Consider the following 25,858-nt stretch of genomic DNA (forward strand, 5'->3'; position numbering starts at 1 on the left):
TTCTTACATTAATTTTAGAATAAAAATCCCTTCTAAATTAGAAGGGATTTATTGTTTTAATTTGCTTATTTGTTATTTTTATAATTCTTGTTGTGTTATACAGTGAATATTGCCACCACCTAATAGTACTTCACGTGTATAGAATGAATTAATTTTATGATTAGGAAAACAATTTTGTAAAACATTAATTGCGTTTTTATCCCATATTGGGTCATTAAAAGCAGGAATAATGATTGTTTTATTTGTAATATAGAAATTAACATAACTAGCTGGCATGTGAAATCCTTCGGTACGATTAGCAAAACGAGGACTTTTTTCACGATTTTCTGCCTCTGACTTAGTTATAAATAATGGTGCTGGTTGATGTAATTTAGTTACTTTTATTTTTCGTCCTTTAGCATCTGTACTATTTGTAAGAAACGTTAAAGTTTCTAAACTACGCTCATATTGAGGATCATTTTTATCATCAGTTCATGTTAAAACAACATGACCAGGTGTAATGATATGTAGTAGATTATCAACATGAGCACTTGTTTCATCATTATAAACACCACGAGGAATTCATATTATTTTTTGTGCATTTAAATATTGTTTTAAATGTTCTTCAATCTCTTCTTTTGTTAAATCAGGATTTCGATTAGGGTTTAATAAACATTCTTTTGTAGTATAAATTGTTCCTTCATCATCTTGATGAATGCTTCCGCCTTCTAATACAATTGGTTCTTGATAATAATCAATGTTACTATTTTTAGTCATTTCAATTCCAACTTTATTATCAATTTCATAATTTCAATTTCAACCTGGTGGATTAACACTTGGTTCATTTTTCATGCCTCATGCAGTGAAGTGAAAGTGAACAGCTCTTCGTTGTCCTTTTTTATTTATTAAATAAATTGGTCCCATATCACGCGCTCAACTATCTTGATATTTGATATCGATTAATTTGATAGTTGGATCTAATAGTTTGCGAGTTTCATTTCAATTACTTTTATTAATAATAATTTTTACTGGTTCATGTTTATTGATTGAGTTGGCTATTTTTGCAAAAACAGTTCGTGCTGGTTGACATTCTTTTTGTCAATCATCTTTCATAAGCGGTCAAATCATTCATGTGCCTTTATTTTCTATTGATTCAATTGGGGCAAAAAAACCATCTTTTTTTGGTGTTGATGTTAATAATTTGCTCATAATTTCCTCCCCCTTTAAGTAGTACTATTTATAATAGTGGATTTATGTAACCCCTATTCTATATATAAATAGTATTTTTATTATAAAATATTTTATTTACAAAATAAAATTTATTTCATAATAAAAATGTTAAAGTTAATTGAATCTGGTTTTATTTATCATTTTAATTAGTAAAATTAATGTAATATAAAGTATGATTTTTGTATATTATTTGCAATACGTTTTATACATGCTATTATTTAGCAATAGTTATCTCAAATATTAGAGATAAACTATATGCATTATTATAGGTAATTAACAAGAGATTTTAGAAATTGTTAATTAACTTTTTCAAATAAATTATAACTAATTTATTTTAGAATTGTTCCTTTGCTTATTTTAATGAAAATTTAAAATAAAAAAATTAAAAAAATATGTTTTTCAAGCCCATTGTTTTATTTTTAATAAAATAAATGGGTTTTTTATTTGAAAGGATGTAAAGAAGTGCCTACAGAAAGTCAAGAAATAGGTTCTGATAATAAAAAGCAAAAAAATATTAAGCATTTTAGAAAAGAAATAATTTCTAAGATTACAAGTGCAAAAATAGAAAGAAAGTATTGTAAACAATTAATAAAAACAGTTAATAGTGATGACGTTACTATATTTTTAATAGTTTAATTAAAGCAGATTCATTATTTTGCTTTTTAAATATTGTTCATCATCTTTATCAAGAGTTATTTTCTCTTTATAATAATAAAAAGTTTTTAGTATTTGATGAACTTTTATTAGAAAATTTAAAAAATTCATGACAATGAATTGAAAAAGAACGGCAAATTTTTAATGAAGAACATAATTTAATTACTGAATTAAAAAATATAACTAAAGAAGCATTTCCAGAACAATATTTTGAAATTATAAAATTTAAACAAGAACAAGCGCGAATTAATTTTGATTACTTTTTTCCTGAATTAAAACTTCCCAATAATGCGATTAATTTTTGAAAACAAATTATACAAGAAGAAAATCTAGAACAGTTTTTATTGGTAGAGTGAAAAGAAAAAATTGCTGAGTTGTGTAACGTTTTTATTAATTTTGAAAAAAATATTAAAAAATTTAAAATTATTGGTGAAAATTATCAAGAATTTATTTTAAATCATAAAAGAAATCTAGAAAAAGTTAAAGAATGTAGTGAACAAGTGGCATTAGTTAGTAATGTGATGAAAAGAAAACAATTTTTAATTGATTTAGAAGATTATAATAATGAAAGTTATTATAATAGTTTTCAAAAAAAGATAGCAAAAAGTATAAATGAATTAAAAAATTTTATTAATAATATTGAAGATTCTAGGATAATGGATTATTATTATCAATTTCTTATTCTTAATAGTACTGAACAATTTGCAGCAGATAGTTTAGAATGAAATATTAATAGAATATGTGGTGCTATCAATAATGAATTTACTATATTAAAAAAAATAAGTGATTCATATAAAAGTGACTTAGCAAAAAATTTCATAATGAAATACATAACAGAAGCAGTAAAATTAACAAAAAGTACTTCTGAAAGAATAAAAGAAATTACATTACAGTTTGATAGACATTGTGAACAATTAGTTGAAGAAGAAAGTAAATCGATTGAAGTTATTAATAAAAAAATAGCAGCATTAGAAAATATTAATAAAACAGAAAGAACAACATATGAAAATTTGTCAAGAACTTTAGAAAATGTAAGTTTAGATAATGATAAAAAAGTGCTAGCAGAGTTAAAACAGCAAATTGAAAACATTAGAACTATTACAAAAGAAAAAATAACAGAAAGTAAAAAAAGCAAAAAGAAGCTATTGAAGAAGAAGAAAAACAAAAAACGCTTCAATTAGAAGAAACTAAACAGGGAATTATTAATAATACAAATTTAATGAAAGATAATATTAAAAATTATCATCAAAAAATTATTGAATTTATTAAGTTTTTTACAATTTCACTTTATGAATTTATTTTATGATTTAAAAATAATGAATGAGATCGCGAAAAATATAAATTAAACAATATGATCAATAATATTTTACAACCAGGATTAATTATTAAAATTGAATATAAAAATGATAATTTACAATATAAGTTACCATGATCAAATTTTATTTATTTAAAAACAGAAAATGATAATCATTTGGTATTAGCAATTCCTGATAGTGAAGAAGCTAATTTTCAAATATTAAATAAAGAAGGTAGAAAAATTTTGCTTAAAAAATTAATTGAAGAGGAAAAATATTATTTTTTATCTAGAAAATTTTGTAATTTATACACTAAATTTACATTAGTTGAAGATAATTTCTTAAGTGAAAAGGAAGTAAGCAAAATTTTTAAAAAAATAGAAGTATTAAAGAATATTAAAACTATTGAAAATGAAACTCCTCAATTAACAAATATGTCATTATTTAGTGATAATTTCCTATTAGTTATCGAGTAAAAATTTCCCAAAAGTGAAGTTAAATATACTTGGTGATAAATATGGAAAGAAGTATGACTATGAAAGAAAAATATAAATACAAAATTATAAATGATATTATTATTAATAAATTATCTAAACATCAAGCCAAGAATAAACTTAATCTAACTATTAGAAGAATTAACCAATTAATTCAAATTTTTAATAGAGAAGGTAAAGTTGATTTTATTCATAAATCTCGTAATAAAATTTCTAATAAGGCAACAAATTTTGAAATCAAAATTAAGATTATAAACTTGTATAAAACAAAATATTATAATTTTAATTTTCAACATTTTCATGAGAAATTAATTAATGAAGAAAAAATTAAGATTTCATATAGCACACTTTATACTATATTAATTAAAGAAAAAATTACTTCACCAAAAAGACATAAAAATAAAAAAAATAACTTACATCCAACAAGAAATCGAAGAACAAATTTTGGTGAATTAATTCAAATGGACGCCAGTAATCATCATTGATTTGGTAACGATAAACCAAAATCATTTTTACATGCTGCAATTGATGATGCTACAGGAAATATTGTTGGACTATGATTTGATCATCAAGAAACATTAGATGGTTATTATAATATTTTTTATCAAATTTTAACTAATTATGGCATACCAAAAACATTTTATACCGATAATAGAACAGTTTTTGGATATAAGAAAAAAGTTGATGCAGGAAAAATAAATACAGAAAATGACACTTATACTCAATTTCAAAAGTCCTGTAATGATTTAGGTGTTGAAATAATCAGAACTTCAATTCCGCAAGCTAAAGGTCGCGTTGAACGCTTATTTGGAACACTTCAAAGTCGTTTAATTAGTGAATTACGACTTAATAAAATTAGAAATTTAGAAGAAGCTAACAAATTTCTTAAAACATACATAAGTACTTTTAATAAACAATTTGTCTTTCCTATTGATGATACTAAATCTGCTATGGTTAAAGCTCCTACACAGGAAGAAATCAATATTTATCTTTCAAGATTTTCTAAAAGAAAAACAGATAGTGGTTCAACCATAACATATTATGGTAAAAAGTATTTTCCTTATAAAAATAACAAAGTTCAATACATACAACCTAGAACTGATGTAATTGTACTTAAATCATTTATTAATGAATTATATCTTAGTTACAATAATCAAATGTATGAACTAAAAGAAATAGCACAAAAACCAATTATAAAAGAAAATTTAATAAAAACTAAAAAAGTTTATATACCCAATAAAAATCATCCTTGAAGATATGGATATCAATAATTCTTAATTAAAATTAAAAATCTATTTTATAAGATATTTAATTTTATAAATACTAAACCATATAAAATTTTAAAACGTTTGCGTATGAGCAAATTTGGTGTTCTAAAATTGATTTTAAATATAAAAGAAATTGTAATTGCAATCTCTCGTTTTTACATTTGTGGTAAGTTTGATTTAGTCGGATTTATTAATAAATTATTTAAAGTTACATTATTAATTTTATTAACATCTATATTTATTTCACTATTTGATTTTCTTATATATAATTCTTTTACTTTTTTAATATTTCCAAAAAGTTCTTTTGATATTTTTATAAAAAAATCATTTTTTTCTTTAATTATTTTATTTTTATCAATTTTTCCAAAAGTAAATATTTTCAATATTGAATAACTAATTTTTTTAAATTTGCTAATCTTTTGTTTTTTTAAATTTTCATTAATATCAACAATAGTAGTTTGAGCTAAATTAACTCTATTACTAATAATTTCTGGAGTAAATTGATTTTTATTAATAATTATTTTTTTCAATTCTCTATTAATTCATTCATATTCTTCTTGTAAATTTTTATTCATTTTTTCATCCTTTCAAAATAAAAACTCATTTACTTTGAAATTAAAGCAATGAGTTAAAAACTTATATTAAACTTAATTAAATTATACAAAAAAAAGTTCGCAAATCAAAATTTAAAGCTAAATTTTTAACGTTTATTTGGAATTCGTGTTTATATTTATTTAACACTGTAACTTTCCAAAATAATTTATTTTTTTATAAATATTTTTGGGAAATTTTCACTCGATATTGACATCCTCAATTAACAAATAATAAACAAAAAGAATTTTTTCAAGCAAAACTTAATGAAATATTTCAAAAAATTGAAGAACAATATCAGTCACTTGTAACATCATTAAAAGAATTTTTTCCTATTGAAAGATTAAAAGTTATTGATAGTTGAAAGACAATTGATAATAATGAAAATGTAGGAACTAAAGATGAAAGTTCTTTATTATTTGAAATGATTATTAAATATATTGATACATATATAGAAGATTCAATTCCAAAAATTAAAGCAGAAATTGAAAAAGAATGAGAAGAAAGCAAAGATGAAGATTGAGATGCAGTTGAAGCAATAACTACTGCTTTTAAATCTGATTTTGAAAAAAAAGATACTGAAATAGAACATTTAAAAAAAATTCTTGAAGAAAAAGAAGAAAAAATTGCACAACTAGAGACACAATTAAAAAATGTGCTACCTAAAAAAATAGTCCAATTATGAGTTTTAATGGTATAAAGGAGCAATGTGATTTAGAATTTTTACCAATTTTAGAAAACAATTTTGTTGAATTCGAACAAAGTAAAGAAAGTGATTCTAGTAGAAATTTATCTTCAACTTCGCTTGCTTCTTATTAAAATATTCATGTCAAAATTTAATTAATACTTATTTTTTGTTAAATTAGCAAAAAAATTGTTATTATTATATTTATTAAATATGATTTTGTTTTTCGAAGAGGAATAATTTGTGTTTTTATTATATAAGCAAAAAATTAAAGATTGAAGATTTTTATATAAATTATTAAGTTGTATATTCATTTTTATTTTATCAATATTGACTATCATCTTTTCTGTATTTACTGAATTTTGATATGTTAATAGTACTAATAAAGATAATTTTTATAATTCTATAGTATTACAAAACTTTGATATAATGTTATCATTTTGGTCTTCTCAAACAATATTTATTGTTAATATTTGATTTTTATTTTCTTTAATTTATCATCAAAAAGAGCAGACAAATAGATTCACTAATATTTATAGTCAAATTAATTTAACAATATACATAACTATTACTGTCCTTATTTTTTGAGTGGGGATATTTATTGATAGTGTTTCAAAGTTAGATTTAGAACTTAATTGATTTTGAAAATTGAATAATTTATCTTTATTTTGTTCCTTTTTAGATCATTTAGTATCACCAATATTGATGATTACTTTTTTAATTTTAACTTTTAAAAAAAATAAATTTAATATCAATATTAAAAAACAATTTATATTAGTAGTTATTTATCCAATTATTTATCTAACTTATATTTATATTAGAGCCAGCATTTTACAAACAAATGATGTTAAAAATTTTATTTATCCTTATAATATTCTCAACTTTAATTATTCAATTATTGGAATTCCATTATGAATTAATAGTATCTTAGTTATAATATTAATTATTAGTACTATTATTAGTACTACATTATTTTATTTGTGAATTAATAAATTTTATTATAAAACAATTAAAGAACAAATAATAATGCGAATAAAGTAATATTTCTGCTAAATCTTAACAATAAATATTAAACTGATTCATGGTAAAATATAAGTATATATTTTAAAATAGGTGAGGTAAGATGGCATTCTTAAAAAGAATTGAAGCATATGGTTTTAAGTCATTTGCAGAGCCTTTAACAATAGAATTTGATACTAATATTGTAGGTATTGTTGGTCCTAATGGTTCTGGAAAGTCTAATATTAATGATGCTATTCGTTGAGTTTTAGGTGAACAATCAGTTAAATCATTACGTGGTGAAAATAGTGAAGATATAATTTTTAATGGTGCTAAAGGTAAACAACCATTAAATAGTGCTCAAGTTACTTTAGTTTTTGATAATACTAATAAAATATTTAAAGTTGATTTTAATGAAGTACAAATTACTAGAAAAACTTTTCGTAATAGTTCAGAAAATGAATATTACATTAATAAAGCTCGTGTTCGTTTAAAAGATGTACAAGAAATTATTATGGGTACAGGTTTAGCTAAAGGTTCACTTGCAATTATTAGTCAAGGTAATGTTTCAAAATTTGCTGATTCTAAACCAGAAGAAAGAAGAACTTTATTTGAAGAGGCTGCGGGTGTTTCAAAATACAAAAAGAGGAAAGAAGAGTCATTACGTAAATTAGAGCGTACTAATGAAAATTTAGTTCGAGTTAATGATATTATTAGTGAAATAAGTAGAAAAATTGAACCATTAGCAAAACAAGCACAGAAAGCTAAAACTTATGTTGAATTACGTGATAATTTAAAAAAATATGAAATTACTATTATTGTTAAAGATTTGGAGACATATCATAATCAATTAAAACTTACAACAGTCAGTATAAATGATAATGAAATTTTACAACAACAACTTAATTTAAATATTAGTAAGAATGAACAACAATTAAAATTTTTAAAAAATAAAAGTTATGATTTAGATAAAAACATTAATAGTTTAGAAATGAATTTATCTAATGTTAATAGTTTATTGCAAGTTTTAGAACAACAAAAATCATTAATGAAAACAAAACAAAATGAAATAAAAGATCAAACAGAAGTTGAAAAATTAAAAAATGAAATTGAAACTTTGCTTACTATTATTGAACAAAAAACTTTTTTACAAAAAAAAGAACAAGAAAACTTTGATAAAATTAATAATTTATTTGAAGAACTAAATGTTCAACATCAAGATTTAATTTTAGGACAAAATAATATTCATCGTGGTTTAGGCGAAAAAAAAGCACAATTAGAATCGGTAATTAATTATCAACAACGACAAAATCAAAAATATTTGGGTGTTCAAACAATTTTAAATAATAAAGATAAACTATATGGCATCATTGGAGTAGTGAGTGATTTAATTTCGGTGCCCGATCTTTATAGTGAAGCGATTGTTAAAGTATTGGGTAATACTTTAAAAAACATTGTTACGGCGACTAACAAAGATGCAACCAAGGCTGTTGAATTTTTAAAACAAAATAAAGCGGGAATTGCCACTTTTTTACCTTTAAATTCAATTCAAGTTCGAACAGCGACTAAAGAAGATGAAATTATTGTTAATAGCAAATCGGGTTATTTAAGTTTTGCTCATCATTTAGTTACAGCAGTTGATAATAGAATTCAGCCAATTATTAATTTTCTTTTAGGTCGTACTATTATTTGTGAAGACTTAGAAAGCGCAAGAGTTATTTCACAATTAATTGCTGCTAAATATCAATGTGTAACTTTAGATGGTCAATTAATTAAAGCTGGAGGTGCTATTGTTGGAGGTTATCAACATCAAAATAGTATTAATGTTTTTAAAGAAAAGTTAATAGTTTCTGAATTAAAAGAAGAAATTAAATCATTAGAACAACAATTAGTTAATATAAATGTCCAAAGAACAAGTATTGAAAGCGAATTAAATAATTATCAAGGTCAAAAGTTGACAATTACTTTAACAATAAATAAATTGATTAGTGAAATTAGTGATATCACTAATCAATCACAATTATTAACTACTCAATATCAAACATTGACTGGTAAAAAATTAGATATTGATACTACAAATCAATTAAATGATATTTTTATTCAATATGAAAATTCTAAATATGATCAAGCGACAATAAAAAGTCAATTACAATTAATTCGTAAACAGAAACATCAATTATTAGAACAAATGCAAACTTTAGAAAATGAATTATATAGTTTAAATCAAGAACATTTTATGACTAGTGATAAATTAAATAATCAAAAACTTGAGCAAGTAAAAATGGAGTCAAAAGTAGAACAACATTTAAGACGTTTAGTTGAAACTTATAATTTAACTTATGAATATGCTAGAGAACATTATAGTGAACCATTAGCAGATGAACAACAAGCACGTAATTTGGTACAACAATTACGTAGTGAGATTGAAGATTTAGGATTTGTAAATATTAATGCTATTGAAGAATTTGAAAATGAAAATGAACGTTATTTACGTTTAAAAACTAAACATGATGAATTGCAATTAGCATCACAATCGTTGTTAACAGCCATTGATGAAATGGATAATGTTATGGTAACGCAATTTGATGAAACAATCAAAGCTATTAATATGGTATTGCCCGAAACATTTCAAACTTTATTTGGTGGAGGAGCTTGTAGTTTACGATATACATCACCTGATGATATTTTAAATACAGGTGTGGAAGTGCTTGCTAATCCTCCTGGTAAAAGAATTAGTAATTTAAACTTATTATCAGGTGGTGAAAAATCATTAGTTGCATTAGCGGTATTATTTGCTATTTTAAAAGTCAAGCCATTGCCATTGACAATATTAGATGAGGTTGAAGCGCCATTGGATCCAGCTAATTTAGAACGTTTTGCTAGATATGTTCGTAGTTTTTCACAATATACGCAATTTATTATTGTTACTCATCGTCCAGGTACAATGGAAAATTGTGATGTATTATATGGTACAACTATGCAAAATCAAGGAATTACGAAAATGGTAGCCATTAAATTAGCAGATGCTAAAAAAATTATTGAAAGCGATAAATCAGCGAAAAATGTTAATTATGTTGTTTAATTAAAAAGGTAGTAATAACTACTTTTTTATGTTAAATTTAAATTAATCTATAATAGAAAGATGCAAAATTAAATGGCAGATTCAAAAGATTATTTAGACAAAAATGTAGAAGAAAACATTAAGTTTATTAGTTCAAAAATAATTGAAAAGAAAACAATATTATTTTTAGGAGCAGGTTTTTCTGCAAATTTTGGTTTTCCTTTATGAAAAGAATTATTAATTTCTATTATTGAAAAAAAAGAGAATGAATTTCAAGATTTAGATGGTTATTATAAAAAAGAACTTAAGAATTTGAAGAGTATGGTTTAAAATAACTTTGATCTTTCAAAAGTTTTGGATAATTTAAAAAGTTTATTAGATACAAAAGAGAAAAAAGACAGTGCAAGTGCTTTTTTTTATAGAAGAATATAGTAGTAAACTTGATATAGAAAAAAAGGAAATTGATAGTGAAAAAAAAGAAATTTTAGAATTAATAAATAATAATTTTGATAAAATAATTACTACAAATTATGATAATATTTTTGCTTGAAATAAATTAGAAAATCCTAAACAATATATAAAAAATTGAATTAATAGTATTGAAGAATTAAATGATAAAGTATATCCAATTCATTGTTCAATAACTGGAATTAATGAAAAATCAAATGAAACAAGTGAACATAAAGTTAATAATTTGAATAAAAAAGGTAAAAAAATAGAATTTATAGATACTTATAAAAGTTTTATTGAGAATTGAATTATTGAAAATTTTACAGAATCATTTAAAAAAATAATAGAAGATGCAGTAAATCAAAATTATACATTTATTTTTTTAGGTTATAGTTTTGAAGATCAGTTTGTAGCCAATAGTTTGGCGACTTTTATTTTAGAAAAAGCAAAAGTTAAAACATGAGAGAATGAAAATTTTGTTGTATTATTTAATGACTATGAAAAACAAAAAAATAAATGTGATTGTTGTGATAAGTGTAAAGTTAATGTTCCAGTGGTATTGTCCACTAAATACGTTAAATGTGACAAGAAGCCACCATTAGATTCTAAACTTTATGGAATAAAGTATATTGAATTTAGTAAGATTTTTAATAGTGAAGAATGTATAAATTTATTTGAAGTTATTAAAAAATTTTTAAATTATATTAAAGAATATGCAAACATATATGATTTATTAAATGAAATAGATTTAGTTTTTAATCATGAAGTTATTAATGAATCAAAAAACTTTAATTTTGAAGAGTATTTTAAATCAGACAAAATTAATACTAAATTTGAAAATAAACAAGAATTATTATTCATTATAGATTTTTTTGGAAAAAAATATGATCTTTTAAATTCTAAGATTACTTATAAAGAAAAGTATATTGATGGCATTTTAAATAATTTATTTGACTGATTATATAAAAATAAAGAAATTTCTCTTTCACAAGATATAGTACAGTTTTTAGGGAAATCTAAGTTATATATAAAATTACTTAAATGAAGGATTAATGATAAAGAAATTAGAAAATGGTTAGGAGAATTTGTTTAAAATGTTTGATGTTATAAGTGATGATAAAAATACTAATTTTATGTTATATATAAATGAATTATATTATCTTAGGGAATTTAATGAAATTGAATTAAAAATTAAAAATGTAATTTCTAAAATAAAACTTGCTGAAAATATTTTTTCTTCTACAGTTAAAGCTAAATTGTAAAGGTAAGTGCAACTAAATTATTTTTCTATCCAAATATTCGATTGGTGAAAGATAATTTAGTATTTTTCTTGGTCTTTGGTTTAAAGACAATATAAATTTATGAACTTCATTTTTATTAGTTTTTGAAAAAATAAATTTTTTAGGAAATTTTTCTCTAATTAAACCATTAGTATTTTCATTAGTACCTCTTTGTCAAGGTGAATATGGATTGGCAAAATAAATTTTTATATCTAAATTTTTTTCAAGTTGTTGTCAATTTGAAAATTCTTTGCCACGATCAAAAGTAATAGTTTTAACAATGTTTTTAGGAAGAATTGATAAATAATAACTAACATTTTTATTAATAACTTTAGTAGTTCTGTTTTTAACTAATATTGCTAAAGTAAATCGTGATACTCTTTCAACTAAAGTTATTAAACATGATTTGCTTTTACCTCGTGATGATACTATAGTATCTCCTTCTCAATGACCAAGTGTTATACGATCATTAACATTTATATCTCGTTCTTTAATTGATTTACCATTAAACTTGCCACGATTTTCTTTAGATTTTCGTTTTTTACCTTTTCTTCTTAAATTTTTACTAGTAACTTTATCAAGCATTCCAAAATAAATTCAAGTATAAATTGTTTTAAAACTAATAACTCACTCTTTATGAAAATTTTTAATTCTGCCATAAATTTGTTCAGGTGATCAACCTAATAGTAATTTTTGTTGTACATATTTTACTAAATTCTTATTTTTAAACTTATGAAAACTAATATGTGATTGTTTTCGATTTTCAGCTTTATTTTGTGCAATTAATGAAAAATAATGATTATTATCTTTATTTCTATTAATTTCTCGAATAATAGTACTAATACTTCGATTAAGATTTTTAGCTATTTCACTAATTTTAAATTTAAATTTCAATTGATTCTCAATATAAATCCTTTCATCTATGCCAAGATGTTTATAACTCATATAAAAACTCCTTACTTTTTTCTAAACTAAATTTAGCATTATGAAATTTTTATATGAGAATTTTTTGCAATTTTATTTACTTGCACTTACAAGTATAACTCAGCAAAGAATATTCAAATACTTCTTTACTATATTGTTGTTATATTTCTTATTGTATTTTCAAAGAAAACAAAAGTAATACTTCTTTAAACAATTTTTATAAAATATATACTTATTTATTACTTTGTGAACTAAGAACAGATGTGATATATGATGATAGAAATGCTATTATTTTATTAAGTATTAAAGAAAATTTAGAATTTAAAAGAAGTAATGATTTTATATATTTTGAAATTAAAAATAAAAATATTGATATTAAAAATTTGAAAGAATATATTTTATCTGGTGATTTTTTAAAAATTAATAATTATTTAAATTATTGAATTAAAGAAGAAGAAAATAACTTATTTGTAAAAAAATGAAATAAAAATTTTAGAAAATGACCATTAAAAAATAACTTTATAATAATTAATTTATATTATATATATTTAAGTTGAAAAGATAATGAAATTAATTTAATAAAAAATAATTTATTAAATTTAGATTGAAATGACTATTTGCCATATAGTCCTCTTATGTATAAATTATTTTTAATAGCATTTGCAATAGAATTAAAAAATAATCCAAATTCAGATACTTTTTTTAAGCTGTTAAATAATAAAAACTTTTTGTTAAATGTTGAAAGTGATTATGCAATATTTAGATTAGGTGATGATTTTGTATTTTTAGGAGCATCTTTTTTAGATACAATAGAATTTGAAAAAATTATTTTAATTGATTATGAGTATATTAAATTAAATTTTCCAATTGAAAAGCAAGAAGAATATTTAAAATACAGAATACCATATTTTAAAAAAATATATGAACATATTTGAAAAGAAGTTATTTTTAATTATACTTTTAAAGAGTTTGATGATGCAATAAACAAAAAAAATAAAGAAGATGAAGAAAAATTAAAATTAGTTCCTAGTAAACATTATTGAGATGATGATGTTAATGAAAATGTTGGAGCAATAGTTAGAACTTGAACAGATTATAATCAGATTGGTACAAAAGAAAGTAATTTTATCTCATTTTCAATAAAACAAAAAAGTGAATATATTAAAAATTATTTATTAGATGAAATGTCAAATGAAAATGGTTCCTTAAAAAGTTTAATTTCAGTAATAGAAATAGATAATAATAAAACTGAATTAATTAATAACTTTAAAAAAATAAGAAATTCAAAAAAACAAGATAATATTTTAAAAATTAAGACAGATTATATTTTAAATTATTTTAAGTATTTAGATAAAAGAAAAGAATTAAATCAACATTTAATTTATTTTGAAAATATTAATTTTTCTAAAGAAAATTATGAAAAAGAATTGGAAAAGATAAAAAGTTTAATTTTAAAATGTTTTGATTCTAATATGAAAAAATTTTATTTTTTATTTATTGATGATCCTTTAAATAGTTTTCAAACTAAAATCTGTAATTTTTATATTCACTGTTTGAATAATAGAAAAATAGATATATTTGATAAGTTTTATTTAGAAATCAAAGATAAAATGATAATTAGTTATAACCAGTTATATAAAATAATTAAATATTATTCAAAAGGAACATGAAATAGGGAATATATATTTTTTCGTTTAGTTTCTTTATTCATTGATCCAAATGTTTTAAAAAAAGAATCATATTTTAATATTAAATTTATTGCAAATTATATTGAAAATTATCTTTTTCTTAAAAAAAATAAATGAGATATTACCAAAATTATTTTATTAGATGATTATACACATGTTATTTGAATCATATATATGTTATATAATCATAATAATTTTTATTCGGCATATAAAGATTTTGAAGAGATATTTTTTTCAAAAATAAAAATAGATAATATTGATAATTATTTCAATGATTTAGTTATAAAATCATTAAATATTGAAAGTCCATCAATTGGTACAGGAGTTACATATATGTATCAATTTAATACTAAAATTACTTGCACTTTTAATTTATTAATTCATTATATACTTAATTCACAAAATGAAAATAATCTTTTTGAGTTAATAAAAAGTAAAGTAGATAGTATTGTATTTGAAAAAAATATATTAGTAGATATTTTATATAATTTATTTGATTTGTATTATTGTATAAATTTTGAAGAAAAAAGTAAAAAAAGAATCATTAATCTTTTAAAATATATTCAAAATGAAATCAAAGTTAATAAAATAACAAATTCTTCATTAAAATCAACAATATCTTTTTCTAATGAAGAAATTAAAATAATGAAAAATAAAAATGCTGTTGATTATTATTTAAAAATTGGTGAAAGTAGAATGTATTATAAAAGATTATATTGAGTAATACAGTGTCATTTAAGTCAATACGATGATAATTTAATAGTAAAAAGTCAGTATATAAACCTAATTGCATCAGATAAATCGGCTATTGGTAATTTAATAACACGTTATAGAAAAGATTTAAAGAAATTTTAAAAACAGACCTATTTCACGGGTCTGTTTTTAATAAATTTAAGTATTATTATTTTTTATTGTGATGAAACATTAACGATTCATGTTGGTGTTAAACCAATCATATCAATAACAACTCCATTACCATTATATAGTCAGTAATTTGTCATATGTATCATTGTGCAATTAATATTGCTGCAACTGCACCAATTATTGGAGCTAATGCTGGTAAGGCAACACCTAGGACAGCAGAGACTGCTCCTATTCCCGAACCAATCGCATTATTTAATTTATGTAATGTATCATGATTTAATCCAATAACATGGTAAGCAAAATAATATTGATAATAGTTTTCGCCACCTGCATATGTTGCTACGTTATTTTTTGTTAGATATTTTCAAACGTTATTTTCAGCAGTAATATTAGATAAATCAACATTACTTACTTTTTTTATATCTTGGTTTAAAATAGTATTAACAGCTTCTGTTTTTTGATTAGTCTTTAAGTTACTACTTAAATTTCCTACAGTTGTACCAAGTGTTAAAACACTTAGGGCAGTAATTAAATTTTTCATTTTAAACATCTTCTTTATATATGTGATAAATTAAAAGGATATTTTGGATTAATAATAGTTTCTATAAATTTTAGGAATGATAATATTAATCCAAAACTAGGAAATATTTTCTATCCATCTTAATTTTAACACTTTAAGTATTAATATAAAAGGAAAGAAAAATTAGTAATATATTAATTAATATATTGTTATAATATTATTTTTAAATTTTGGTAATTTATTAGGATTAGTAATTCCTGAATAATTTGCAAAGTTACTATGTTCTCTTACTTTTTTTACATTTCATGTTGAAAGGTCTTGATCGAATAATTTAGCACCATAAAACATAAAATTCATATATACTGCATTAGAAGTATTTCAGTTTGAAAGGTTTTGATTGAATGAGGTTGCACCATAAAACATAAGACTAAAACGGTTTATATTAGATACATTTCATGTTGAAAGGTCTTGATTGAATGAGGTTGCATTTGCAAACATAACAAAAGTACTTTTTACATTAGAAACATTTCAATTAGTAATATTGCTATTAAATGAAGTGGCTCCATTAAATGTAAAATTCATATTTGTTATATTGGAAGTATCTCATGTTGAAAGGTCTTGATTGAATAAGGTTGTACCTGTAAACATATTTTTTAAAGATGTTATTTCTGGTGGCAATTTGTCAGGTACTTTTTCAATTGTTCTTGGCATTCTAACAACTTGAATTTCTCCTAATATATTTTTAAAAAATCCAATTTGAATAATTTCTTTACTATTTATCTTTGATAAGTCTCTTTCACTAGTTGTTATTTGTTTGCCATCTTTGTCAATATAAATTGTATCTTGTTGAGTTTTACTTTGAATATAGTTAGTTGTAATATTATTTTTTTGTATAGTTGAGTTTAAGAAACCCGTTAAATTTCCTGTGGTTGTTGCAAGTGTTAAAATACTTAATGTTTTTATTAATGTTTTCATAATGAAAACCCCCTTTTTGTTTTTCCAATAACTTCTTAAATTTAAGAAGTTAACTACATTTTAGTGTTTTTAAAAATAAATGCAATTAACTATTTTTGTATATTTGTATTAATAACAAATTATGAAATACTGCAATAATTATTATCTTTGTTTGTTAATGTTTGTTTATTTTGTGTATCATTAGAATTTATTTTATTAACATCTAATTTGTCAGGTACTTTTTCTTTTTTAATATTTTTATTTTTTTCTCTTTCTTTTAACAAATCTTGTGTGTAATATATATTAACTATTTCAGTTATTGATGGCATAATTTTAATTCTCCTTTATTTTAAAATTAAAAATTCAATTACTTTAAAACTAAAGTTAATTATAAACTTATATTATGTAAGTTTATAATTAAATTATATATTTAAAATATATAATTTAATTATATTTTTGTACAAAATTAAAATTTAAATCTAAGTTATTAAACTTATTTCATTAGTTGTTATAATTGAAATATATTTAATATAATTTAAGGGGTATTTATTATGGATTTTTATATTATACTTTGAATATTTTTAATATCATTAACTATTAATTTTATTTTCTTTATGATAGCTTTTATTTTTAAAACTGCTATTTTAACTGAAATTATTTATTGTTTAAGTTTTATTTGTTTAAGTGTGATCATCGTTGCTTGAAAGCAAAATTTTAGTCCTGTCCAAATTTCGTTGTTTGTTCTTTATAATATTTGAGTTCTAAGATTAAGTAGTTTTTTATTATTAAAAATTATTAAACATAAGGTTGAATATCGGTTTGATAAAATTATTATTAATTTTTGAAAATTTAGTATTTTTTCAATTTTACAAGGAATTTCAGTTTTTATGATTAGTATTCCTACGGTTTTTGCATTAAGTCTTGATATTGTTTATTTTAATAGTAACATTTAATAATTACTTACTTATTTTTATTATGCTTGCTATTTTATTTTTAGTTATTGAGACAATTGCAGATTGACAAAAGTTTAGATTTTCCTTAAAGAAAAAACATGATTTATTTTTTATTAATTATGGTTTATGAAAAGATTGTCGTCACCCTAATTATTTAGCAGAAATTGGGTTTTGATATATGATGACAGCATTGTTTATTTGTGATTTATTATTTAAAAATATTAATAGTGATATAAATTATTTATATCATTTATTATGATTATTAAGTCCGTTGTATTTTAATGTTGTAGTAATTAATATTACCGACATACCAATATGAGAAGTAAAACAATGACAAAGGTTCCACTCTAATGAAGATTATTCAAATATTTAAATGAAACTAGTTGTGTAATGTGTTATATTGGTAAAAAAGGTCCAATTAATTTATTAAATTCTTTTTATTGCACTATTAACAAAATCTTCATTTGGATCAAATTTAGTTTCGTTATTAATATTTCATAATTTTTCTTGCTCTGTTTTAGTAACTTTATTAGGCATTTGTATATCAAGAATAACATGTAAATCACCACGTTTACTACTATTAGGGTAATAGAATCCTTGATTTTTTAAAGTAATTTTGTCACCGTATTGTAGTCCTAATGGTAATTTATGTTTAATTATTCCTTCAAAGGTAGGAATCATAATAATATTTCCCAAAATAATATCTAAGTAAGATACTGGTAATTTAATATACATATCACTACCTTGACGATCTAAGAAAGCGTGTCGCTTAATATTAATACCAACAAATAAATCGCCTTGAGTGCCACCATTATGACCAATTTTACCTTTACCTTTAATTCTAATTTGTTGACCATCAAAAATACTGCGAGGAATATCAAATTCTAATTTTTGATTTTCAATATAATAGCGATGTCCTTTGCATTTTAAACATTTTTGACGAATAATTTTACCAAGTCCTTGACATTGGTTGCAAACACCTTGATGTCTAAACATACCTAATGGTGATTGTTGAACATATTCAAGAACTCCTTTACCTTTACATTTATCACATGTACTAATATCATTAGGAGTTCTAGCACCAGTTTCTTTACAATCCTTACAAGCAACATCAATGTTAATACTAATGGTCATTTTTTTGCCAAAGAATACATCACGATAACTAATTTCAACTTTTGTTAGGATATTATCACCTGGTGTTTTACCATTATAGCGTTGTTGTTGTTGTCTTCTATTACCACCAAATAAGTCACCAAATAAGTCACCAAATGCTGAACTAAAGTCACCGAAACCACCGAAACCAGAAGAACTGCCAACTCCAGGCATATCATGACCAAATTGATCATATTTTGCTCTTTCATTAGTATCAGATAAAACTTGATAAGCTTCGCTTATTTCTTTAAATCGAGCTTCATCACCACCACTTGGTGAATCAGGATGATATTTTTTTGCAAGCGTACGAAACGCTTTCTTAATTTCATCTGGAGTAGCATTACGTGAAACTCCTAGAATTTCATAATAATCACGTTTTTTACTTGCCATTTTGTCCACCTCTAATTATTTTATTTAGTTGTTGCGTCAACATCAATAACATCATCACTTTTATTATCATCTTTTTTAATATGATCTGTTGGTTCTTGTTTTTGTTGGTTCATAAATTGTTGTGCAGCAGCAAACGCTTGTTTTAATTGTTCTAGTTTTTCTTTTAAATCATCATATTTTTTTTCATCTAGTGATTTTTGTAAGTCATCACGTAGTTTTTTCATTTCAGCAATTTGTGGATTTTCTGCTTCACCTTCTTTTGCTGATTTAGTAACTTCAGCAGTCATTTTATCAATATCATAAATATAGGCTTGTGCTTGATTAGATAATTCAATTTCTTCTTTATGTTTTTCATCGTTTTCACGATTCTTTTCAGCATCTTGTACCATTTTTTCAATTTCGTCTTTACTTAAAGTACCACTATTGCTGATAGTAATTTTTTGTTCTTTATTAGTTTTTAGATCTTTAGCACTAACAGATACAATACCATTAACATCTATATCAAAAGTAACTTCAATTTGTGGAATACCTCTTGGTGCTGGTTCGATACCACTTAATTGGAAACGACCTAGTGAATGATTATCTTTAGCTAGTGGACGTTCTCCTTGTAAAACACTAATATCAACAGCGGGTTGATTGTCTTCGGCAGTTGAAAATACTTGTGACTTTTTAGTAGGAACAGTAGTATTACGAGAAATTAATGGTGTCATTACTCCTCCTAAAGTTTCAATACCTAATGATAAAGGAGTTACATCTAATAGTAAAACGTCAGTAACATCACCCGATAATACTCCTCCTTGAATAGCAGCACCTAAAGCTACTACTTCATCAGGGTTAACACCACGATGTGGTTCTTTACCAATTTCGTTTTTAATAACTTCTTGCACAGCTGGGATTCTTGTTGAACCACCAACTAAAATAACTTCATCAATTTCATTTTTGCTTAATTTAGCTTCTTTTAAGGCATCACGAACAGGAGCAATAGTTCTTTCAACTAGTGATTTTGTTAGTTCATTAAATTTGGCACGTGTTAATTTTTCATTTAAATGTAATGGACCTGAGGCATTCATTGAAATAAACGGTAATGAAATATCAGCTTGTACTACTCCTGATAAGTCTTTTTTCGCTTTTTCAGCAGCATCTTTTAAACGTTGCATTGCCATTTTATCTTTTGATAAGTCAACACCATTACTTTTTTTGAATTCACTAACTAAATGTTGAACAATTAAGTCATCAAAGTCATCACCACCAAGTTTGTTATCACCACTAGTTGATAATACTTCAAATGTTCCACCCGCTAATTCTAGAACTGAAACGTCAAATGTTCCACCACCTAAGTCAAATACTAAAATTTTGTGATCTTTATCTTGTTTATCTAAACCATAAGCAATGGCAGCAGCAGTTGGTTCGTTAATAATTCTTTCTACTTTTAATCCCGCAATAATTCCTGCATTTTTAGTAGCTTCACGTTGTTCATTGTTAAAGTAAGCAGGAACAGTAATAACTGCTTTTGATATTTTTTTACCTAGTTTTGATTCAGCAAAGGTTTTAATAGTACGTAAAATTTCTGCAGACACTTCTTCTGGTTTACGTGTTTTAGTAGCGGCTTTAACTGTTTCTTTAGTTCCCATAATTCTTTTAATTGAACTAACAGTATTATCTGGATCAGTAATAGCTTGACGTTTAGCAACTTCACCAACTATAATTTGACCATCTTTGTAAGCAACAACTGATGGTGTTGTTCTTCCACCTTCGGTATTTTCAATAACTTTTGGCTTATCACCTTCCATTACGGCAACACATGAATTAGTTGTTCCTAGATCGATTCCTAAAATGATTTCTTTATTTGTTGTTTTATTTGTAGACATAATATTTTCACTCCTTAATTTTTCTTTGTTTCTGTTTTTTCTTCTTTAGTTTGAAAAACTTTAACTTTAGTAGTGCTAATGACACGATTATACAATTCATAACCATTAGCTATAACTTCAACAATAGTATTATTTTTTACATTTTGATAAGCATTGTTTGTATTATCATTAATAATTTCTACTGCCTCATGTTGGTGAGAATTAAATTGATCTCCAACTTTAGCAGTAATTTCTTTTAAACCTTCTTTACCAAGTGCTTTAATTAATTCTTCATAGATAAATTTAAAACCAACTAGGAAATTTTGAACTGCTGCATTATCAGTTTTAAAGTTTAGTGCTCGTTGGAAATTTAATAAAGTATGAACTAAATCTTTAATAATTTTTTGGTTAGCATATTTAATGTGTTCTTTATTTTGAATTTCTAATTCTTTAATCGTATTTAATCTAGTAGCTAGCATTAATTGCTTTTGCTGTGAATTAATTTTATTAAGTTCTGTTGTTAATTCTTTAATTTTTGTTTCTAATTCGATTTCTTTATTTAATGATATTTTTTCTTCTTCGACACTTACTGGTGTTTCAGTAACAGGAGTTGAAATAGTTGTATCTTTAGTTTCTGTTGCTGATACGTTATCAATGTTATCTTTTTTAGCTTTTGTCATTTTATCATCTCATTTCTATTTAAAGTTTTTAATCAATGTTTGATTAATCCAATTTAGAATTTTGGTTAGTTTTTCATATTCTAAACGTTTTGGTCCAACAATTGCAATTTGTCCTTGTTCACCATCATGAACTTTAAAAGTAGTAGTAATCATTGCCATATCGTTATTTTCATTGCCCAGTTCTTCACCAATTTTAATTTCTAGTTGATTATTATTTAATTCATCAAAATACATTCATGGTGATTGTGATTCAATGAATTTAATAATTGTTTTAACCTTATTAATATCATTAAATTCAGGATTTTCTAACATATATTGAACACCATGTGTTGTTGATAGTGGTCGTGAGAAATTAATTAAAGTGTTAACAAATCCTTGAATAATATATTCTGATTTTTGTACTTGTTGTTCAAGAATTGGTTTTAATAAATTTACTTTCTCACTAATTTCACTAATTTTAGTACCAATTAATCTGGTATTAAAAATATCAATAGCAATTGATAAATCGGTTAATGATGTTTCTTGAATATTAAACATTTTGTTTTGAACATGACCATTACTAGTAATACAAATTGTTAAAGCATTATCATTACTAATCGGTATTAATTCAATTTTCTTTAAAGTATCTTCATTAAGATTAGGACCAGTAACAATACTAATCAAATTAGTCATTTCACTTAAAATACTACTAGTTTTATTTAATACTTCGGTAATTACTAAGTTACGGTTATTAAATACTTCTGCTATTTTTTTCTTCAAGATTTCTAGTTCTTGGTGTTCACCCATATTCATTAAATTATCAACATAATAGCGATAACCTTTTGTTGAAGGAATACGACCACTAGAACTATGTGCTTTTTCTAATAATCCTAATGTTTCTAATTCAACACATTCATTACGAATAGTAGCACTAGAAAAATTAATATTGTTATTATTTTCTAAAATAGTTTTGCTACCAATTGGTAATCCTGTTTTAATATATTTTTCAACAATGATTTTTAAAATTTGTGATTGTCTGTTACTTAACATTGTTCACCACCTTTTTTAGCATTCATTAACATTGAATGCCAATACTTATATAATTATAACTGAGAGTGTAATAATATCAAGACTTAATTGAATTTTATTTTTTTACTGAGAATAAACATATTATCTTTATTGATAGTAATTACCATTCGTTTGTGGGGTATTAGTTCTTCTTTAATAATAGCTTGTGCGATAATAGTTTCAATATAGTGTTGAATATAGCGTTTAATCGGTCGTGCGCCATATTCTTCATCATAAGCATCTTTTAGTATTTTATTAACTACTTCTGATTCATAAGATAATTGTAAATTTTTTTCTTGTCTTAATCGTAATAATAAAGTATCTAATTCTTTAATAATAATTTCTGTTATTACTTTTTTACTTAATGGATTGAAGATAATAATTTCATCAATTCGATTAATAAATTCTGGTCGAAATGATTTTTTTAAGATATTTAATGCTTGTTCTTTGCTGTTATCTTTACCACTTAATAGTTCTTGTGAACCAAGATTTGAAGTCATAATAATTATTGTGTTTTTAAAGTCAATTAAGAGACCGTGACTGTCTGTAATTCTACCTTCATCAAGAATTTGTAATAAAATATTTAATACTTCAGGATGGGCTTTTTCGATTTCATCAAAAAGAATGATACTGTAAGGATTTCTTCTTACTTTTTCGGTTAATTGTCCACCATTTTCATAACCAACATAGCCAGGAGGTGAACCTAGTAATTTGCTAACTGCGTGTTTTTCCATAAATTCTGACATATCAATACGAACCATATTTTTTTCGCTATCAAATAAAATATCAGCTAAGGTTCTGGCAACTTCAGTTTTTCCAACACCGGTTGGACCCAAGAAAATAAATGAACCAATTGGACGATTGGGACCTTTAATACCAGCACGAGCTCTAATTAAAGCATCACTTACCAACTGTAGGGCATTACTTTGACCTTTAATTCTTGTATTTAAAGTTAAGGGTAATTTTATTAATTTTTCTTTTTCGGTTGCTAATAAACGAGTAACAGGAATGCCGGTTCATTTTGCAACAACTTTTGCAATATCTTCACTAGTAACATCTTCGCGTAGTAAAGGATTATCTTTTTTTATATTTTCACTATCTTTAAGTTCTTTTTCTAAGTTGGGAATAATACTATATTGTAGTTCACCAGCTTTTGTAAAATTACCTGATAATTGATACAATTCTAGTTCTGATTTAGCATTTTCTAATTTATTTTTTAAACTAGTAATATGGTCTAATGCTGACTTTTCTTTGATTCATTTATCTTCTAATTGTTGTAAAGTATTTTTTTTAGTTTTTAATTGTTTATCGACTTCAATTAGTCTTGTTTGCGAGTTTTCATCTTTTTCTTTGCTTAAGGCTGCTTGTTCAATTTTTAATTGTAAGACTTTTCTTCTTATATCATCTAAATCACTAGGAACCGAAGCAATTTCAGTTTTAATACTAGCACAAGCTTCATCAATTAAGTCAATTGCTTTATCAGGTAAGTAACGATCATTAATATATTTATTAGATAGATAAACAGCTTCTCGTAATGCACTATCATGAATTTTTACACCATGATAAGCTTCAAAACGTTCTTTTAAACCACGTAAGATAGCAGTTGTATCTTCTGTTGTTGGTTCTTTAATAATCATCTTACGAAATCTTCGTTCAAGGGCTGCATCTTTTTCAATGTATTGACGATATTCGTCAAGCGTTGTGGCACCAATACAACGTAGCTCACCACGCGCTAACATTGGTTTTAGTAAATTAGAAGCATCCATTGAACCTTGTGTTCTACCAGCACCAACAATTAAATGTAGTTCATCAATAAATAAAATAATTTTTCCATTAGAATTTTTAATTTGGTTAATAATCGCTTTTAATCGTTCTTCAAACTCACCTTGGAATTTAGCGCCAGCAATTAGTGCTCCCATATCTAGTTCATAAATAATTTTATCTTTTAAGTTACTAGGAACATCACCACGAACAATACGTTGGGCTAAACCTTCAATAATAGCAGTTTTACCAATACCAGGTAAACCGATTAAGACGGGGTTGTTTTTAGTTTTTCGTGAGAGTATTTCTTCTACTTTACGAATATCTTCATCACGTCCAATAATAGGATCCATTTTTCCTGTTTTAGCTTGTACAATTAGATTACGAGCGAATTTATCAAGAATTTTAGGATCATTACTATAGTTAGGGATTTCATTTAATTGCATAATGTCACTCCTCTTTTTAGCAGTATAATTACTTGATTGCTAATCATATTAATATACTAACAAATAAAATTAGCAGTTTCAAGTAGTAACTGCTAATTTTATATTTAATTGACTTAGGGATAAGTATTTTCAATTAAAGAAACTTAATATAATATTAATATTTGTGATAGATCTTGTAGGTATTTTAGATCTTAAATATATATTTCTCATGTAAATAATATATATCATATTTTTAAAAGAATTGATATACTAATTACATAATTGCTAGATAAAAATAAATAATAGTAATTTAATAACTTTTAAATATTAAATTTATAAGGAAATATTATGAAACAATTTAAACAAAAATTAATTTTATTACTTAGTGCTAGCAGTTTATTAGTAACCTCAGTATTAAGTATTAGTTTTAATAATAAAAATCATCAAACTAGTAATAGTAAAGTTAGCGGCTTTCATATTACTGTTAAGTCATCAAATCGTAACTTAGTTAATAGTATTTAAATCTTGAAATAATGATTCACAATATTTATATAATAATGTTAAAAATACACCATTAAATGTTAATTTTGATAGTTATGATCAAATTATTAATAATGATTGAACACATAGTAATATTGAAACCAATGATATTATTAATGATCAAGGT

The 25,858-nt window shown here is 23.6% G+C and carries 26 protein-coding genes; 15 read left to right on the forward strand and 11 right to left on the reverse strand.

Features of this window, described 5'->3' with window-relative positions; genetic code table 4:
* Positions 1-78: 78 nt before the first annotated feature.
* Positions 79-1,188, reverse strand: coding sequence for an agmatine deiminase (aguA, locus tag AACL05_RS02420; RefSeq protein WP_338986191.1), 1,110 nt, complete (start codon positions 1,186-1,188; stop codon positions 79-81).
* Positions 1,189-1,671: 483 nt separating this feature from the next.
* Between aguA and AACL05_RS02425 the strand changes: the two genes are divergently transcribed.
* The 4 genes from AACL05_RS02425 to AACL05_RS02440 all read left to right on the forward strand — a co-directional run bounded on the left by AACL05_RS02425 (position 1,672) and on the right by AACL05_RS02440 (position 4,923).
* Positions 1,672-1,845: a hypothetical protein gene (locus tag AACL05_RS02425; RefSeq protein ID WP_338962283.1), complete on the forward strand. Its 174-nt coding sequence runs from the start codon at positions 1,672-1,674 to the stop codon at positions 1,843-1,845.
* 362 nt (positions 1,846-2,207) lie between these two features.
* The gene (locus tag AACL05_RS02430) at positions 2,208-3,044 is read left to right on the forward strand and encodes a hypothetical protein (protein WP_338962286.1); all 837 of its coding nucleotides are present in this window, start codon (positions 2,208-2,210) and stop codon (positions 3,042-3,044) included.
* Positions 3,045-3,082: 38 nt separating this feature from the next.
* Positions 3,083-3,634, forward strand: coding sequence for a hypothetical protein (locus tag AACL05_RS02435; protein WP_338962290.1), 552 nt, complete (start codon positions 3,083-3,085; stop codon positions 3,632-3,634).
* Between the two features lie 41 nt (positions 3,635-3,675).
* Entirely contained in the window at positions 3,676-4,923 is a 1,248-nt protein-coding gene (locus AACL05_RS02440) for an ISNCY family transposase (protein WP_338962293.1), read from the forward strand.
* Positions 4,924-5,075: 152 nt separating this feature from the next.
* Here AACL05_RS02440 and AACL05_RS02445 read toward each other — a convergent pair whose 3' ends face one another.
* The gene (locus AACL05_RS02445; RefSeq protein ID WP_338960498.1) at positions 5,076-5,495 is read right to left on the reverse strand and encodes a hypothetical protein; all 420 of its coding nucleotides are present in this window, start codon (positions 5,493-5,495) and stop codon (positions 5,076-5,078) included.
* 440 nt (positions 5,496-5,935) lie between these two features.
* Here AACL05_RS02445 and AACL05_RS02450 point away from each other — a divergent pair, with 440 nt between their 5' ends.
* The 7 genes from AACL05_RS02450 to AACL05_RS02480 all read left to right on the forward strand — a co-directional run bounded on the left by AACL05_RS02450 (position 5,936) and on the right by AACL05_RS02480 (position 11,968).
* Complete coding sequence (locus AACL05_RS02450) at positions 5,936-6,211, forward strand: hypothetical protein (protein WP_338962298.1); 276 nt, start codon at positions 5,936-5,938, stop codon at positions 6,209-6,211.
* Positions 6,193-6,330 carry a hypothetical protein gene (locus AACL05_RS02455; protein WP_338962300.1) on the forward strand — a complete coding sequence of 46 codons (138 nt, stop codon included), beginning with the start codon at positions 6,193-6,195 and terminating at the stop codon, positions 6,328-6,330. The genes AACL05_RS02450 and AACL05_RS02455 overlap by 19 nt, the downstream gene beginning before the upstream one ends.
* Positions 6,331-6,439: 109 nt before the next feature.
* The gene (locus AACL05_RS02460) at positions 6,440-7,237 is read left to right on the forward strand and encodes a hypothetical protein (RefSeq protein ID WP_338962303.1); all 798 of its coding nucleotides are present in this window, start codon (positions 6,440-6,442) and stop codon (positions 7,235-7,237) included.
* Positions 7,238-7,319: 82 nt separating this feature from the next.
* Positions 7,320-10,277 carry an AAA family ATPase gene (locus AACL05_RS02465; protein ID WP_338962306.1) on the forward strand — a complete coding sequence of 986 codons (2,958 nt, stop codon included), beginning with the start codon at positions 7,320-7,322 and terminating at the stop codon, positions 10,275-10,277.
* A 72-nt stretch (positions 10,278-10,349) separates the two neighbouring features.
* Positions 10,350-10,586: a hypothetical protein gene (locus AACL05_RS02470; RefSeq protein WP_338962308.1), complete on the forward strand. Its 237-nt coding sequence runs from the start codon at positions 10,350-10,352 to the stop codon at positions 10,584-10,586.
* 70 nt (positions 10,587-10,656) lie between these two features.
* Positions 10,657-11,799, forward strand: a complete 1,143-nt coding sequence (locus tag AACL05_RS02475) for an SIR2 family protein (RefSeq protein WP_338962311.1) — start codon at positions 10,657-10,659, stop codon at positions 11,797-11,799.
* 1 nt (position 11,800) lies between these two features.
* Positions 11,801-11,968, forward strand: a complete 168-nt coding sequence (locus AACL05_RS02480; protein WP_338986193.1) for a hypothetical protein — start codon at positions 11,801-11,803, stop codon at positions 11,966-11,968.
* Positions 11,969-11,980: 12 nt separating this feature from the next.
* Here AACL05_RS02480 and AACL05_RS02485 read toward each other — a convergent pair whose 3' ends face one another.
* On the reverse strand, positions 11,981-12,931 hold the full coding sequence (locus tag AACL05_RS02485) for an IS30 family transposase (RefSeq protein ID WP_338960236.1): 951 nt from the start codon (positions 12,929-12,931) through the stop codon (positions 11,981-11,983).
* A 242-nt stretch (positions 12,932-13,173) separates the two neighbouring features.
* Between AACL05_RS02485 and AACL05_RS02490 the strand changes: the two genes are divergently transcribed.
* A complete protein-coding gene (locus tag AACL05_RS02490; protein WP_338986195.1) occupies positions 13,174-15,453 on the forward strand; it encodes a hypothetical protein in 2,280 nt (759 codons plus the stop codon).
* Between the two features lie 88 nt (positions 15,454-15,541).
* Here AACL05_RS02490 and AACL05_RS02495 read toward each other — a convergent pair whose 3' ends face one another.
* From AACL05_RS02495 to AACL05_RS02505, 3 genes are all read right to left on the reverse strand, one after another.
* Positions 15,542-16,003 (reverse strand): hypothetical protein, encoded by a 462-nt coding sequence (locus tag AACL05_RS02495; protein ID WP_338962316.1) that lies wholly within the window; start codon positions 16,001-16,003, stop codon positions 15,542-15,544.
* Between the two features lie 177 nt (positions 16,004-16,180).
* Positions 16,181-16,957 (reverse strand): BspA family leucine-rich repeat surface protein, encoded by a 777-nt coding sequence (locus AACL05_RS02500; protein WP_338962319.1) that lies wholly within the window; start codon positions 16,955-16,957, stop codon positions 16,181-16,183.
* Positions 16,958-17,076: 119 nt separating this feature from the next.
* Positions 17,077-17,265, reverse strand: coding sequence for a hypothetical protein (locus tag AACL05_RS02505; RefSeq protein WP_338962322.1), 189 nt, complete (start codon positions 17,263-17,265; stop codon positions 17,077-17,079).
* Between the two features lie 222 nt (positions 17,266-17,487).
* Between AACL05_RS02505 and AACL05_RS02510 the strand changes: the two genes are divergently transcribed.
* Positions 17,488-17,889: a DUF1295 domain-containing protein gene (locus tag AACL05_RS02510; protein WP_338962325.1), complete on the forward strand. Its 402-nt coding sequence runs from the start codon at positions 17,488-17,490 to the stop codon at positions 17,887-17,889.
* A 22-nt stretch (positions 17,890-17,911) separates the two neighbouring features.
* Positions 17,912-18,262, forward strand: a complete 351-nt coding sequence (locus tag AACL05_RS02515) for a DUF1295 domain-containing protein (RefSeq protein WP_338962328.1) — start codon at positions 17,912-17,914, stop codon at positions 18,260-18,262.
* 53 nt (positions 18,263-18,315) lie between these two features.
* On the opposite strand, the gene AACL05_RS02520 is transcribed toward AACL05_RS02515, so the two are convergent.
* The 5 genes from AACL05_RS02520 to AACL05_RS02540 form a co-directional block, all read right to left on the reverse strand.
* Entirely contained in the window at positions 18,316-19,431 is a 1,116-nt protein-coding gene (locus tag AACL05_RS02520) for a DnaJ C-terminal domain-containing protein (RefSeq protein WP_338962331.1), read from the reverse strand.
* Positions 19,432-19,451: 20 nt separating this feature from the next.
* Positions 19,452-21,299, reverse strand: a complete 1,848-nt coding sequence (gene dnaK / locus AACL05_RS02525; protein ID WP_338962333.1) for a molecular chaperone DnaK — start codon at positions 21,297-21,299, stop codon at positions 19,452-19,454.
* Between the two features lie 14 nt (positions 21,300-21,313).
* Complete coding sequence (locus AACL05_RS02530; RefSeq protein WP_338962336.1) at positions 21,314-21,958, reverse strand: nucleotide exchange factor GrpE; 645 nt, start codon at positions 21,956-21,958, stop codon at positions 21,314-21,316.
* Between the two features lie 15 nt (positions 21,959-21,973).
* Positions 21,974-22,987 carry a heat-inducible transcriptional repressor HrcA gene (gene hrcA, locus AACL05_RS02535; protein WP_338962338.1) on the reverse strand — a complete coding sequence of 338 codons (1,014 nt, stop codon included), beginning with the start codon at positions 22,985-22,987 and terminating at the stop codon, positions 21,974-21,976.
* A gap of 83 nt (positions 22,988-23,070) precedes the next feature.
* Positions 23,071-25,212, reverse strand: coding sequence for an ATP-dependent Clp protease ATP-binding subunit (locus AACL05_RS02540; protein WP_338962339.1), 2,142 nt, complete (start codon positions 25,210-25,212; stop codon positions 23,071-23,073).
* 327 nt (positions 25,213-25,539) lie between these two features.
* Between AACL05_RS02540 and AACL05_RS02545 the strand changes: the two genes are divergently transcribed.
* Positions 25,540-25,713, forward strand: coding sequence for a hypothetical protein (locus AACL05_RS02545; protein WP_338962341.1), 174 nt, complete (start codon positions 25,540-25,542; stop codon positions 25,711-25,713).
* Positions 25,714-25,858: the final 145 nt, after the last annotated feature.

The sequence above is a fragment of the Spiroplasma endosymbiont of Thecophora atra genome, from assembly GCF_964019735.1.
Classification (GTDB): Bacteria; Bacillota_I; Bacilli_A; order Mycoplasmatales; family VBWQ01; genus Spiroplasma_E; species Spiroplasma_E ixodetis_A.